We start from the raw sequence: 14,274 nt of genomic DNA on the forward strand, positions 1-14,274 counted from the left end.
CGATAGTATCCGTGATAGCATTGGTATGTGGTCCTACCAGTGGAATACCGGCGATGCAGGCAGAGATTACGGAGAACGCTAGGCAGGTTGCCGACGTGGTCGCCGAGCGGATTGAGCGACTTATCGTAGACGGCGTCCTGAAAGCCGGGCAGGCGTTGCCGTCGGAGCGACGCCTCACCGACAAGCTCGGCGTTTCGCGAACGGCGCTGCGCGAGGGGCTCAAACTGTTACGAGCTCGCGGCATCATCGAAACATCGCATGGGAGGGGCTCTTTCGTTGCGAACTTGAGTGTGCAGCCGGCGCTGACGCCACTGATGCATCTGCTCGGCTCGCAACCGCGCACGCTTTACGATCTGTTTGAGGTTCGCCAGATGCTGGAAGCGGAATCCGCTCGTCTTGCGGCGCTGCGTGGCACTCCCGCCGACTTCGTATTGATTACGCGCCGCTATGAAGAGATGCTGGAGGCCCACGGTAAGGAGACCAGCGCGTCGACCCATGCGCGGCTCGACCACGCATTTCACCTTGCGATCTGCGAGGCATCCCATAACCCCGTGCTGGTGCATACGTTGAGTTCGCTGACTGACCTGCTGCTCAGCTCGGTGTTCGCATCGGTGAACAATCTCTATCATCGCGAGCCGCAAAAGCGTGTCATCGATCGCCAGCATGCAAGGCTTTATAACGCTGTCACTGGCCAACTGCCCGAGCAGGCGCGCAAGGCAGCGTCAGATCACATCGCGAGCGTATGCGCAAATCTGCGGGAAATCGAACAGGAGGAGCAGCGGCTCGTGCGGGCAACGTTACGCCTGGAGGGTTGGTAGTAAATCGGTGGCGGTGTTTGTCAACCTAGTTGTCGCGTCGCTTCACGCGCACTGCTTTAATTCGGCTCGGGGCACACGCTCTGGATTGAGCCAAACCTCGTCCTTCAATTCCCAATTGCGGGTCGAGCAGGACCAGCGGCGCGGGTTGCTCGCCTTGGCTCGCGCATAGACGATTTCACGTTGTGCCAGCACTGCGTTGGCGATGCCGTTATGGGGGTCACCTTGATTTTCCTGCAATATTCCCCTTGAGGTGGGTTGACGCGATTCGCCTTAACTGTTCAGATTCCAGTGGCTGGCCCGTGGCAGCTTGTATTTCCTCAAGCGCGCGTTGCATGTGGCTGGTGTTCCACGCCATCAGGATATTCGCGAGAAGTGTCAGCGCGGAGGAAACGGCCGAAACGCGGAGACATCGGCGCGCCTGCGCGAGGCCAGCAGCTATTCTTTAGACGGAGCACGTTTCAGTTCGTGATGGTCCGCAACGGCTCAGTCCCGACCCTAGCCGCATCACTGACAATGGAGGTTCAAGTGCGCAATGTGCTGGTGGTTGCTCTCCTCGCCCTAAGTATGACGACTTTGTCTTACGGCTTCGACGGAAGCGGGTCAGGCGGTAGGGAAAGCGGCGAACGGGGTGGACAACGCACCCTGAAGGTCTTTGACAGCCAAGGCAAGATGGTGGGGCCGCTGGTTAGCTATGAACCACTTGGCACTGTTCTGCTCGTGAACGGCGCGGTGATTTTTGCTCCGATTCAACGGGTAAGCATCAATAGCGGTAGTCAGCATTCGGCGTCGCAATTTCAATGGGCGGGCGACTTCTCTGCATATCCGACGCCAGACTGCAGCGGCAGCCCGCTGATCACTCCGAACGCTGCCGCGACCTCGCAAGTACGGCCATCCCAAATCGTCAGACAAGGAGTCGATGCGACCGTATATATTGCGGGCGACACTTACTCAGTCCAGACGACCTTTATGTCTTTCCTGGTGAGCGGCCGATGCGCGCCCGGTCAGGAGACGTTGGAAGCCTGGGCTCCCGAAAGCTCCTATTCGCTCACGCAACACTATCCCGAGCCGCTGACAATTCATTACTGAGCGCCCCGCTTGCCTGCTCCACGCGCTTCGGCGCAGTACTTTGCTGTGCCATTTCGCCGACAACAGTCTCAACGTGTCGCGCCCATCATCGCTCTGTTGCGCGCTGAATTTGGTCGCAGCAGGGCATTCACATCGCGGTGCTACGACGCGTTTCGGATCCAAGGTAAGCCGTATTAACCGCGCGCCTGCCGCGCCAAGGCGCGAACAGTCTCGGAGCCGCGGCCGCCATGCTCAAAGAATGACTATCGGACGCTTTCACCGAAGGCTCAGACAGACATCTGATTCTCCGGTGCGCATGCCGGTCGATCTCAAGGGCTGTTCCCGATGTCGCTAGCGACGTTCGAATGGCAAGATGACCGCATCGATGAGCGACCGCTTGTGGCCCGGACGCGGTCCGACGATGATCTTGCAACATCGAGTGGCTATCGCCTGTCGTCGACCGGCAGCTCCCGTAAAGGGTCAACCCTTTACGACAGCCGTCCTTCAACGCTGCGATCCCGCCATCTCCATTGAAAGCGTGTTCGGCCGCTCGCTCGTCTCTGGACATAAGCGACACCTTTCATACGCACCCGCGAATCCCTTGTCAGCCAAGGCTCGAACGGGACGGGGACGACGGCTGAAGCGGGCGGACGCGCTGTCGGTCATGCAGCAGCTCACGGAGCCCATGTTCGAGTCCCGGCAGCCAGTCGCCCTGGACCCGCCGCCTCGCGGAACTCGCTCCACAAATCGTCAACCCGGCTGGCACGAGCGTCAGAGGGGATGCAGCGGCATTCGCAAACCGGTCAGTGGCATGTTATTCGCCGAGGGCGAGACTTTTCTGCCACCAAGGGAGCAACTATCATGGGGGACATTCAATGAAGCTTTTAAACAGGGTGCAATCGTCCGCGAGCGGCTTCGCACTGGTCACACTCACAGCCGTTTCGACCGGCTTTCTCGAATGCGCACCGGCCTTTGCGAAAGTTCCTGAGAAACAGCAGCCGGCCGTACTCACCGCGTCGGCGATCGCCGTGGCCGACAAATACAGCGCCGATGCTGCCGAGAAGGTCTTCAAGGAAGGCGGCAACGCGGTCGATGCCGCGGTCGCGATTGCCTTCACGCTTGCCGTGACGTATCCGGAAGCGGGCAACATCGGCGGCGGCGGCTTTATGACGTTGTACGTCGATGGCAAGCCGTATTTCATCGACTATCGTGAACGCGCACCGCTCGGTGCCACGAAGAACATGTATCTCGACGAGCAGGGCAATGTCATCAAGGGCAAGAGCCTGTACGGCTACTATGCCGTCGGCGTGCCGGGCACGGTCGCGGGCATGTGGGAGGCACAACACCGCTTCGGCAAGTTGAAATGGAAGCAGGTACTGGCGCCCGCCATCAAGTATGCCCACGACGGTTTCGAAGTCGACGAGCAGCTGGACAAGCGTCGCGAAGAGGCCTCGAAAGAGTTCGAGGGCAAGACGAACTTCGATACGTATTTCGGCAACCTCAAGCAGGGCGTCAACTTCAAGCAGCCCGATCTCGCCGCCGTGCTGACACGCATTGCCGACCAGGGCGCTAAAGACTTCTACAACGGCAAGACCGCCGATCTGATCGCGGCATCGATGCGTGGCCACGGTCTCATCACGAAGCGCGACCTGCAGGACTACAGGGCGGTTTGGCGTCAGCCGATTCAGGCCGACTGGAATGGCTATCGCGTGATCACTGCACCGCCGCCGAGTTCGGGTGGCATCGGCCTCGTGCAGCTGCTGAAGATGAAGGCTGACATCGCACCTGACTTCAAGGACGTGACGCTCAATTCGGCGCAGTACGTGCACCTGATCGCGGAAATCGAAAAGCGCGTGTTTGCCGATCGCGCGCAATATTTGGGCGATCCCGATTTCTACAAGGTGCCGGTCACGCAACTGATCGACGAGGCATACATCGCCAAACGCGCTGCTGAAGTCAACCCGACTACGCCGTCTGATACGAAGAGCGTGCAGCCGGGCCTCGGAACGACAATGCCGGAGAAGGCTGAGACGACGCATTTCTCGGTGATCGACAAGTGGGGCAACGCGGTGTCGAACACATACACGATCAACGGCTATTTTGGCTCGGGCGTCGTGGCGGAAGGCACGGGCATTGTCCTGAACGACGAAATGGATGACTTCTCCGCGAAGCCGGGTGTCGCGAACATGTTCGGCGTGGTGGGCAGCGATGCGAACTCGATCGAACCGAAGAAGCGTCCGCTGTCGTCGATGAGCCCGACGATCCTGACGAAGGGCGGCAAGGTGTCGCTCGTGATCGGCACGCCGGGCGGCTCGCGCATCTTCACGTCGATCTTCCAGGTGACCAACAACATCTACGATTTCAACATGCCGTTGCCTGAAGCGGTGGCTGCGATGCGCTTCCATCACCAGTTGCTGCCGCCGAACACGATCTTCTGGGAGCCGTACAAGCCCATCGACGGCGAACTCGCGAAGCAGATCGAAGCCAAGGGTTACGTGCTGAAGGGCCAGGATTTCAGCGGCGACATCCAGGCGATCAAGGTCAACGGCGATACGCCGGAAGCTGCCGCCGATCCGCGCGGCCGCGGCGTGACGCGGGTGATTCACTAGTCTGTTTTCTCGTTTTTTGCCGGCGACACGCGGGTTGTGTCGCCGGCTGGCGGCGATACTTCGCAAAGCGTCGCGACGAGTGCTCAAACCTGCGCCGTCCCTCAGTCAAAAAGCTCGGCGCCATTCACAAAGCTGGCATCGCCGGAGGCGAGAAACACCACTGCCTTGCCGATCTCCGAGGGCTGACGGCCAACGCGCCGCACCGTGATCTTCAGCGATAAATGGCTGGAAATTTTCAGCTCTATTTGACGCCAGTGACGGGACGCATCGACAAATTGAACGCGATGCGTTTGGTAAAATTCCAAAGGCAGAAAGCGAGACCCATTTGAGCCATCCGGGCAGGATTTGTAAGCGTCCGTTCCTGGATTCATGTAAGACGACTGCCAGCCCTCTGAATCTGCCATCCATCAACCGTTGCTTGATCTTGCGCAGTAGCCTGGAGTAGTAGTAACTACGAGGGAAACGCCAAAGAGCCGCCAGGACCCGAATGCAACATATCCGATTGATGCCCGCGCCTATGATGAAAATGGAGCGGATTCGTCGATCGATAACCGCGCCCCTGACACGTTGGAGGTTCAGGATGAAACGCTCGCTGGCTACCTTGTTCATTACGGTTTTGCTACTTATACCGTGCGGCATCACGAACGCGTGGGAGGAAACGTCGCACCTGCGGATTAATTACGTCGCCTACCCGGTCATCTGGAACGGCCAGACAATCATGATCGCCGCGCGTCTGCAGATCCCGCTGGACCTAAGCGGGAAACTTCCTGCGGTCATCCTGATGCACGGAACGTCCGGCCTCAGTTATCGCGGCGTCTACTACGCAGCGGCACTCAATCGCGCCGGAATAGCGACGCTCGAGATTGATCAATGGGGCGGGCGCAACCTTCCGGGTGGATCTTCCAGCCGCCCCAAAAATCTCTCTGACAACCTGCCCGATATCGCCGGCGCTTACCGTCTGCTAGCCGAGCGGCCAAATATCGACGCGTCGCGAATTGGAATTCTGGGCAGTTCTATGGGCGCCATAGAGAGTTTGCTGATGATGACCCATCGCCACAGCGACGCTCTTCTAGGCGATCAAGTACACCTGAAGGCCGCGGTAGCTTTTTACCCCGTCTGCTGGCTGTTCAACCACGTACCGGGCGCCGAGTTTGGGAATCTCGTCGACGCGCCAGTCAGGATTTTCGTCGGGACCGCGGACGACTATGACGGCGGAGATGCCGCCTGCCAGGATTTGCTGCACAGCCTGCCTCCCAAGGACGCGATGCATCTGTCGATACGCAGCTTTCCCGGCGCCACCCACGAGTTCGACGTATTCGACGGCCCGCGCGAATTCAACGATCCAGGGGCCAACCGCCGTCATGGAGGCACTATTCGTGTGCGTCCCGATCCGCAGGCACGGCAACAGGCTCGCGACGACCTCGTGCAGTTTTTTACCAACGCGTTCAACCAGGACCGGGTCGACCTGCCCCGAGATGTGACGCCAAACTGATTCCGTCGTCCTTTACCCCCAGCGGTCGTATCTCACGCAATCACCAAATTGTCAGGAACCTGGCTCTTGAGCGGACGCTCGCGAGCACATTACGACAGACCGTTCATGGCCGGTTGTACCCATCCGGTTATGCGCGATCTCTGTAGCGCGTCTGCTCGAAGCGGATGTGGTTCCGTTTCGCATGAAAGGCGTGGTCGATCCGCTCATGCGCGCAAAGCATTTGCACCTGACCGATCTCGAGTCGGCGAACCTGCTCGTCAGGGAGCGCGGCTCGGGTACGCGTGTCGCGATTGGACGTCTTGTCAAAGCGGCCTGATTGAAGCTGTATGCCGCGTCCGAGCTATCGAGCAATGACGCGATCAAGCCGCTCGTCGAAGCGGGACTCGTGGCGTTCCTTTCGCTGCACGCGTGTGCGCTCGAGATGCAGGCGGGACTCCTGGCGAGGCTTCCCGTGCCGTCCACACCGATTGAGCGAGCGTGGCATGTCGCGAATATCTCGGAGTGGCGCCTGCCTCAGGTCACCAACGCGCGCCGGGGGTTCCTGATGCAGTCGAGGGCCGCCGTCGCAGGCCTGACTTCGCCACCGGAGATGCACAGGCGGGCGAAAGCCGCCGTTACGCCACTTCTGCCAGTATGCCGCTGACCTCGGCCAGCGCTTGCCGTCGCAGTTCGCCGAGATCGACATTCGCCACGGCATCGTCCTTCACCACGCAGCGTCCCGCCGAGAATAGTGCCGCGACCGTCGGCCGTCCGCCCGACGCCACCGGTCCGATCGCCGGATCGTGCAGCCCGAAGTAGCGGGGATCGTCGAGCCGGTACACGGCGATATCGGCCGAGTAGCCCGACGCAATCCGCCCGACGCCTTCGAGCCCAAGCACGCGCGCGCCACCCGCCGTCCCCCAGTGCACGACTTCTTCCACCGAAGCGGCGTCGGCGCCGCCTTCGAACGTGCCGCCGCGATAGACAGGTTGCGCCGCCATGCCGCGCCGCGCGCGCTGCGCGAGCCACGCCATGTGGACCTCGGAGATCATGTCGGCGGCTTCGTTGGACGCCGCGCCATCGACGCCGATCGACACTCGCACGCCCGCGTCCGCCATCTGGCGCACCGGCGCGATGCCGCTGCCGAGCCGCCCGTTTGATTGCGGACAATGCGCGACACCGGTCCCAGTCTCGGCGAGCAGCGCGATCTCGCGCGCATCGAGCTTGACGAGATGCGCGAACCAGACATCGTCGCCGAGCCAGTCGTATTCGCCGCAGAACTCGACGGGCGTCGCGCCATGCATCGCCTTCGCGCTGTCCTGATAGCCGACCGTCTCCGACAGATGACTGTGCATCCTCAAGCCGAGCCTGCGCGCGACGCGGGCGGTCTCGCGCATCTCGTGCGGCGGAATCGAATAGAGCACGGTGGTCGGCGCCATCGCGACACGACGCATCGCGCGCGGTGATGCATCGTGATACGTCGATGCCAGCCGCTCGATATCGGCGAGATATGCATCGAGCGACTCGGGCCGCAGCGCGGTCGGCAACTCGGCTTCGAGCTGGCGCGTGCGCGTCGCACCGCCGCGCAGCAGCACGAAGCGCAGGCCGAGCTTGTCCGCTTCGTCGAAGAGGATCGCCGAACTGTCGAACGGCATGCCCGGGTAGTACAGGTAGTTGTGGTCCGCGACCGTCGTGCATCCCGAGCGCATCAGTTCGATCAACCCGATGCGGGCAGCGAGGCGGAAGCGCCTCTCATCGAAGAGTATGCGAAAACGATACGGCGTCGCGGCGAGCCACGGCGTGAGGGAGGCGTTGAGTCCCGCAGGATCGCCCTTGAGCAGCGACTGGAAAAGATGATGATGTGTGTTCACCCACGCCGGATAGACCACGCAATCGGAGGCATCGACGATCCTCTCGCCCTCGCGCGGCGCGAGCCTGCCAATCGCTGCGATCGTCTCGCCTTCGATGCGGATGTCCGGTCCGTCCACGCGCGCCGGTTCTTCGGCGCTGCCGTCGCCACCGGTCATGATGGCCGCTGCATTGCGAATCAGTATGCTCATATTGATGGTCTCAGAGTTCGCTCTCGTGCCAGCCGCGCAAGCCGATGCGCGCGACCCACACGGTGATGCCGAACAGCACCACGCCCGTGAGCGTGATCAGAAAGAGCGCCGCAAAAAGGCGCGGAATGTTCAACTGGAATCCCGCCTGCAGAATCTGATAAGCCAGACCCGAGCCGCTGCCGCCGGTTCCCGCGACGAACTCCGCGACGACCGCACCGATCAGCGAAAGTCCGCTCGAAATCCGCAAGCCGCCGAAGAAATACGGCAGCGCGCTCGGGATGCGCAGACGCACAAGCGTCTGCCAGCGTGTCGCGCGATTGATGCGAAACAGGCTGACAAGGCCCGGATTAACGCTGCGCAAGCCGAGTGCGGTGTTCGAGATGATAGGGAACAACGCGACGAGCGTCGCGCAGATCACGAGCGCGAACGTCGTGTCCTTCACCCAGATGATGATCAGCGGCGCAATCGCGACAACTGGCGTGACCTGCAGCAAGATCGCGTAAGGAAAAAAGCTCGCCTCGATCAGCGGACTTTGCGCGAACAGCAGTGCGACCGCCACGCCCAGGACTGTTGCGAGTGCGAAGGCGAGCAGCGTGATCTTGAGCGTCGCGAGAAGACTCATGACGAGCATCGGACCATCGGCGACCAATTGCAGCGCGATGTCGTGCGGCGCGGGCACGAGATACACCGGCACCTTGAAGAGCGCGCACCAGCCTTCCCAGACCAGCAGCATCAATATGCCGACGACCCAGGGCGCCATCGCCTTCGCCACGCCGGGCCGCTGTAACAGCGCAGGGCTGCGCCGCCGCTCGGCTTTCGAATGCATCGCAGGCTTCGTTACAAGCGTCTGACTACTCATGATTGCACTCCCTGGGTATCGACCTGCCTGTCTTCATTCGATGCCAGATGCGCGTCGGTGATCAGGTCCGACAGCGCCTTGCAATGCTGCATGAAGGGTGCCGAAACGCGATACGCTTCGTCGCGTTCGGCCGGCCCGCCGATCGGCACGTCGGCGATGATGCGCCCGGGCCGCGCCTGCATCACAACCACGCGTCCCGACAGATACACCGCCTCGTAGATGCTGTGCGTGACGAACACCACGGTCATGCCGCGCTTCCTCCAGAGCGCGCGCAGATCAGCATCGAGCTTGTTGCGGGTGAATTCGTCGAGCGCGCCGAACGGCTCGTCGAGCAGCAGCAGGTCGGGTTCCGTGACGAGCGCCCGTGCCAGCGACGCACGCATCTGCATCCCGCCCGACAGCTCGCGCGGACGCACCGTGCCGAAGTCGCCAAGACCGACGTTCGCGAGCGCAAGGGCGACACGCGCGTCGGCTTCGCGTCGCGGTACGTGCGCGAGGTCGAGCGGCAGGCGCACGTTGTCGGCAATCGACGCCCAGGGCATCAGCGTGGCTTCCTGGAACACCATCGACATGCGCCGCCCGACCGATCCGACGACGCTGAACGGCTGGCCCCACCACCGCATGTGACCGTGCGTGGGTGTCTCGATGCCGGCGAACATCTTGAGCAGCGTGCTCTTGCCACAACCCGACGGTCCGAGCAGCGAGACGAATTCTCCCGCGCCGATGGTGAGGCGTATATCGTCCAGTGCGATCGTGCCGTTCGGATAGACCTTGTCGATACGCTGCCCGGCGAGCGCCGTGTCTTTGCTGTCATCGCTCATGGCCTCATGCCTCCTCTGTATCGATGCGGAACACTTCGCGCTCGCCATGCTCTTCGAGTAGCTCGAGCAGCATGCGGCGCATCAGCAGTCCGGGCTGATCGGATGCCATGTGGCATTCCTGCTGGCGGCGCACGTCGATGCACGCGTCGTAGTCGGTGGCTTCGAGAATCTCGCGGTCTTCATCGGTGATCGGCCGGTCCCAGTCGATCAGCTCCTGGGTCGAACATTGCGCTTCGGTGTCGTTGCGATAGAGCCATTGCACGAGCATCATCGTTCTGTCGTCGATCGGCGTTGCGCAGTTGTAGATGATGTGATGCACGCCGCTTGCCGGATACATGCAGCCGAAGCGCCGCGCGAACGGCACGTACCATCGGTTCATCAGATGGCGCTCGGTGATGTCGTCGGTGGTGCCCGTGATCCGGAAGCTCGCTTGCGGGTTGCGGATCGGCACGCGCGTCTCGGCCTCAAAGCCCCATTCGTTCGGATGGAACTCGTACTTCGATGGCTTCGGATTGTCGAAGAGACCGAAGTTCGACTTGTGCACGAAGCTGAAGTGCGAGTTGTCGAACGAATTCTCCATCATGCGCAGCGGGCTCGTGTTCCACTGTTCGTAGAACTGCAGGATGCGCCGGTAGCCCGGTGCGGTTTCCTCGGCAAATTCGGGAATCGGCTGCAGCGGATCGTCGAGCGCAACCCACGCGTAACCGTAGCGCTCCTCGCAGCGATACGACTGCACGATCGCGCGCGAGGGAATCTCGCCGCCCGCGTTTTGCGGAATGCGCACGCACTTGCCGCTGCAGTCGTAGGTCCAGCCGTGATAGCCGCAGGCGATGTTGCCATCGGCATCGACGAAACCCTTCGACAGCTTCGCCGTGCGATGGCAACAGCGGTCGCGCAGCGCATGCGGCTTGCCGCCCGCGCCTTTCCACAGGACGATCGGTTCGTTAAGCAGCGTGAACGGCTGCGGACCTTCGTCCAGTTGCGAGATCGGCATGACCGCGTACCAGAAGCGGCGCAAGACTTTCTGACGTGTGACCAGCATGATCGGACTCCTTGATTCCGTGAAGCCCGCTCAGGGCATGACCTTTGCGTTCTGGATGTACTGCAGCGTATAGGCGCTCTTGTAGTCGGTGCTCGCTTTGAGCAGCTTCGCGCCGACCATGTAGTCGTAAGTCTTCTTCCAGCGCGTGTCGGTCATCGCGCCGATGCCGAGCGTCGATGCATCTCCGCCCGTCACGAGCTTCAGCTTTTTCAGTTGCGCCACGCCAAACGCGAGCTGCGCATCAGTCATCTCGGGATTGTCCTTCTTGATGAGCGCGTTGCCCGGCGCCGGATTGGCGAGATAGCTTTTCCAGCCTTCCATCGACGCCTTCACGAAGCGCGCGACCACATCGGGCTTCTCGGCAAGAGTCTTCTTCATGCCGACGATGGTGGTGTTGTAGGGCGGATAGCCGGCGTCGGCAAAAAGGAAAAAGTGCGTTTTCACGTTCGCGCGATCGGCCTGGAACGTCTCGGATGACGGATACGCCTGCATCGCGACGTTCGCATCAGCGAAGAACGGCTGGATGTTGAACGTATAGGGACGCGTCTGACCGTCGCTATAGCCATACTTCTCCTTGAGCCAAGGCCACCACGACGTGCGGCCGGAGCCCGCGACGAGAATCGTCTTGCCTTTGAGGTCCGCGAGGCTCTTCACGTCGTCGTGCGTGAGCATGCCTTGCGGGTCGAACTGGAACGAGGCGGCGACCGTCGTCACCGGAATCCCCGCCTCGACGCTCGACAGCACCTGGAAGTCGTAGCCGAGAATGAAATCAGCCTGGCCGCCGACGAGCAACTGCATACCGTTGACCTGCGGGCCGCCCATTTTGATCGTGATGTCGAGCCCGGCTTTCTTGTAGAGGCCCGTGGCCTGCGCCTGATAGAAGCCGCCGTGCTCGGCCTGCGCATACCAGCTCGTCAGGATGGTGATGTGATCGTCGGCGTGCGCCGATGTCGTCGAACAAATACTCGCGGCCAGAACGATGCTGCTCAAGATGCGATTCAATACACGCATGAAAAGGGCTCCCCTGTTAGAACGTAGGAAGACCATGCGGACGTAAGAACGTGTCGGGCGCTATGCGCTCGGCGTGCCGGATGACGATCGAGGAAGATTCGGGGCGATTCACGCAACGCTTCCTGTCGACGGAATCCGGACGATTCCGTTCGAACGTCGAGGCTGGTCGACGTAGGCGCGCGATGCGCCCCAAGAGCAATGCCCCACGCCGGTCAGATACGCCGACGCTAGCCGCTTATACTCTGCAACGCTTTAAGCGATATCCATGCCAGAGATTCGTTGCGGGGACTGGCGTACCTTGGGTCGTTGCAAGCCTGTCCGAGCGGGCGATACAGGGGCAGCGGCGCCCAATCATGAAGCATGGACGCACTGTCAAGGAACGCCTTCGGCCCTCACAGAGCTCGGATCGGATTCGGCCAAGCCATTTACCCAGTACATGACGGATTTCGGGGGGTAATGAGTATGCGAGCGCCACCTCGCACCTGGACTGGATAGGCAAGGCTTATGTGAATCACCGACATAGCTTGGCAAGCGGCCATTACGGAGGGCGGAGTTCGAGTGGCAGCAGTGGGTCGCGAAGACTCGTTCATTGACGTGAGAAGTGTCATTCGCCGACGCCGGTCTCGAGCGGCAGCAAACCAACCTGCAGCCGACGCACCGCTCCGATCTCCGAGCGTCTCCTATGGCCGAAATTAATCTGTAGGTCATCGGGCAGCATTCAGTTGCTGACCAGCCGCCCGAGGAAGGCTTCGTAAGATAGATGAAAGGCAATACTTCGCCGGGACAGGTATGAACCCCGGGCAAATCCGGCCAGAGCGGGCGACGAGGTCGGATATCACAATCGAACTCCCATCATCCCTATGGGAGACTGAGATGAAACCCGAACAATCCCGTGAGGCGTGGAACAAGGGCAAACTGGTCGGGCAGAAACCACCGCTGAGGCCGAAAGACGTCTGGGCCATCCGGATCTACCTTCAAAATGCCCATGCTGTCCGCGATCTTGCCCTGTTCAACCTTGCACTCGACAGCAAACTGCGTGGTTGTGATCTTGTCAGTCTGCGGGTCCGCGATGTGGCGCACGGCAATCAGATCCTGTCGCGGGCGCAAGTCATCCAGCGAAAGACACAGCGCCCTGTCCAGTTTGAACTGACCGAGTCAACCCGGAAGGCGGTCGGCGCGTGGCTTGAGAAGGCTGGCATGAGGTCGGAACAGTACCTGTTCCCAAGTCGGCTATCGGCGTTCCCACATCTTTCAACCCGGCAATACGCCCGGATGATACGTCGATGGGCGAATGCAGCGGGGCTTGATCCGACAGCGTACGGCACGCATTCGATGCGCCGTACGAAGGCGACGCTGATTTACAAACGCACCAAGAACCTCAGGGCAGTGCAACTGCTTCTCGGCCATAGCAAGATCGAAAGCACAATCAGACACCTGGGTATCGAAGTCGACGACGCGCTTGAGATTTCGGAGCAGACTGAAATCTAGCGCAGCTAGTGCTGGCCGCGCGAAACGATGCGACATCGGCATTCGTGCGGCCTCGGTCGGCGCGGTTCTCGTGGGACAAAACCAGCGGACTTGGGCCCGCTGCTGCAGCAGGACAACCATCCTCGAGACCGCTTCGGCCCGGAAAGCTGCCGGACCGTCCCGCGACGGCGCAGATCTATTCTTTACCCGCTCCCTCATCCACTCTTAAACTCTCCACCCTGAACGGTCGGTCACCACCCTGCATAGCTCGCCGAAAAGCGGTCAGTCAATGATTGCGTCTAGCGCAGCTAGAAAGGATAGTTGAAATGAGAATGAAAGAGACTGTGGCGACCAATGCAGTAGACAGTCTTCTTCTCATGTAATTATTCTTTGTTCGATGTTGTACGGCGGTCTCGGCTAGCTGGTTTAGTTCTGTGCGCTTTCAACCCGAGGTTTCCGGTACGAAGCCTCAATTCGAATCGCTTTCGCGGCACTTCGAGGATTGTCTAGATCTTCAGCGCGCTGTTGAATGTCTCATACTCGCCGTACTGACTCCCACAGAGTCCGGCTCTTTTCAACCCACAAGAGACGTTCGGGTCTTCCAGAAACGGCCATTCATGCGAGCACCGGGCCACTGCGACGGCGGGCTTTCTCAACGCACGGGCCGACAAAATATATTGACGAGATTTCCATCCGGGTCGCGCAGCAGTAGCGAGCGATTGCCCCAAGGCATCAATGTCGCCGGCATCACGATGGTTTTACCGGACGCTTTCATCCGTTCGAACACCATGTCGACGTCCTCGACTTCGAACTCCAGGATTGCCGATTGATTGGCTGCGGCAGTGGCCGCTCCGACATTGAAAAGCTTGATCAGGTGCTCGGATGAAATCGCGAGGGTCGTGCTCGCGAATCGCATTTCGGCAAACCCATCGGCTAGCCGCACAGCCTCGATCCCGGACAGCCTCTGATAAAACTCGACCAGCCGTTCAATATCTGCGGTAACCAGTCGAACCGATGCAAACTTCATTTTAAGCTCCTTTAAAAGAGCTTC

The 14,274-nt window shown here is 60.7% G+C and carries 13 protein-coding genes and 2 pseudogenes; 6 read left to right on the forward strand and 9 right to left on the reverse strand.

The features are described from left to right. Positions 1-53: 53 nt before the first annotated feature. Positions 54-818: a transcriptional regulator GlcC gene (gene glcC, locus AB3X96_RS36040; protein ID WP_368593463.1), complete on the forward strand. Its 765-nt coding sequence runs from the start codon at positions 54-56 to the stop codon at positions 816-818. Between the two features lie 42 nt (positions 819-860). Here the strand turns inward: glcC and AB3X96_RS36045 are convergent. Further along, positions 861-1,031 (reverse strand): annotated as a pseudogene (locus AB3X96_RS36045) (IS3 family transposase); the annotation flags it as partial. Between the two features lie 16 nt (positions 1,032-1,047). After that, a pseudogene (locus AB3X96_RS36050) lies at positions 1,048-1,236 on the reverse strand (Tn3 family transposase); the annotation flags it as partial. A 107-nt stretch (positions 1,237-1,343) separates the two neighbouring features. Here AB3X96_RS36050 and AB3X96_RS36055 point away from each other — a divergent pair. After that, positions 1,344-1,904 (forward strand): hypothetical protein, encoded by a 561-nt coding sequence (locus tag AB3X96_RS36055; RefSeq protein ID WP_368593464.1) that lies wholly within the window; start codon positions 1,344-1,346, stop codon positions 1,902-1,904. An 854-nt stretch (positions 1,905-2,758) separates the two neighbouring features. Next, on the forward strand, positions 2,759-4,492 hold the full coding sequence (gene ggt / locus AB3X96_RS36060) for a gamma-glutamyltransferase (RefSeq protein ID WP_368593465.1): 1,734 nt from the start codon (positions 2,759-2,761) through the stop codon (positions 4,490-4,492). 101 nt (positions 4,493-4,593) lie between these two features. On the opposite strand, the gene AB3X96_RS36065 is transcribed toward ggt, so the two are convergent. Continuing rightward, positions 4,594-4,896, reverse strand: a complete 303-nt coding sequence (locus tag AB3X96_RS36065) for a hypothetical protein (RefSeq protein ID WP_368593466.1) — start codon at positions 4,894-4,896, stop codon at positions 4,594-4,596. A gap of 176 nt (positions 4,897-5,072) precedes the next feature. Here AB3X96_RS36065 and AB3X96_RS36070 point away from each other — a divergent pair, with 176 nt between their 5' ends. Together AB3X96_RS36070 and AB3X96_RS36075 are read left to right on the forward strand one after the other, a co-directional pair. Beyond that, positions 5,073-5,984: a dienelactone hydrolase family protein gene (locus AB3X96_RS36070; RefSeq protein WP_368593467.1), complete on the forward strand. Its 912-nt coding sequence runs from the start codon at positions 5,073-5,075 to the stop codon at positions 5,982-5,984. A gap of 166 nt (positions 5,985-6,150) precedes the next feature. Further along, on the forward strand, positions 6,151-6,300 hold the full coding sequence (locus AB3X96_RS36075) for a hypothetical protein (RefSeq protein WP_368593468.1): 150 nt from the start codon (positions 6,151-6,153) through the stop codon (positions 6,298-6,300). Positions 6,301-6,598: 298 nt separating this feature from the next. On the opposite strand, the gene AB3X96_RS36080 is transcribed toward AB3X96_RS36075, so the two are convergent. Genes AB3X96_RS36080 through AB3X96_RS36100 form a run of 5 tightly spaced genes read right to left on the reverse strand, consistent with a single transcriptional unit; the run spans position 6,599 to position 11,756 of the window. Continuing rightward, entirely contained in the window at positions 6,599-8,023 is a 1,425-nt protein-coding gene (locus tag AB3X96_RS36080) for an amidohydrolase family protein (protein ID WP_368593469.1), read from the reverse strand. Positions 8,024-8,033: 10 nt separating this feature from the next. Beyond that, positions 8,034-8,849, reverse strand: a complete 816-nt coding sequence (locus AB3X96_RS36085) for an ABC transporter permease (RefSeq protein ID WP_368593514.1) — start codon at positions 8,847-8,849, stop codon at positions 8,034-8,036. 29 nt (positions 8,850-8,878) lie between these two features. Beyond that, the gene (locus AB3X96_RS36090; RefSeq protein ID WP_368593470.1) at positions 8,879-9,703 is read right to left on the reverse strand and encodes an ABC transporter ATP-binding protein; all 825 of its coding nucleotides are present in this window, start codon (positions 9,701-9,703) and stop codon (positions 8,879-8,881) included. Positions 9,704-9,707: 4 nt separating this feature from the next. Beyond that, positions 9,708-10,745 (reverse strand): Rieske 2Fe-2S domain-containing protein, encoded by a 1,038-nt coding sequence (locus tag AB3X96_RS36095; RefSeq protein ID WP_368593471.1) that lies wholly within the window; start codon positions 10,743-10,745, stop codon positions 9,708-9,710. A 30-nt stretch (positions 10,746-10,775) separates the two neighbouring features. Further along, the gene (locus AB3X96_RS36100) at positions 10,776-11,756 is read right to left on the reverse strand and encodes an ABC transporter substrate-binding protein (protein ID WP_176106855.1); all 981 of its coding nucleotides are present in this window, start codon (positions 11,754-11,756) and stop codon (positions 10,776-10,778) included. 873 nt (positions 11,757-12,629) lie between these two features. Here AB3X96_RS36100 and AB3X96_RS36105 point away from each other — a divergent pair. Next, a complete protein-coding gene (locus tag AB3X96_RS36105) occupies positions 12,630-13,244 on the forward strand; it encodes a tyrosine-type recombinase/integrase (protein WP_368593472.1) in 615 nt (204 codons plus the stop codon). Positions 13,245-13,875: 631 nt separating this feature from the next. Here the strand turns inward: AB3X96_RS36105 and AB3X96_RS36110 are convergent. Then, entirely contained in the window at positions 13,876-14,250 is a 375-nt protein-coding gene (locus AB3X96_RS36110; RefSeq protein ID WP_368593473.1) for a VOC family protein, read from the reverse strand. Positions 14,251-14,274 lie beyond the last annotated feature (24 nt).

Origin of the sequence: Paraburkholderia sp. BR13439, from assembly GCF_040948805.1 — a bacterium.
Taxonomy (GTDB): Bacteria; Pseudomonadota; Gammaproteobacteria; order Burkholderiales; family Burkholderiaceae; genus Paraburkholderia; species Paraburkholderia youngii.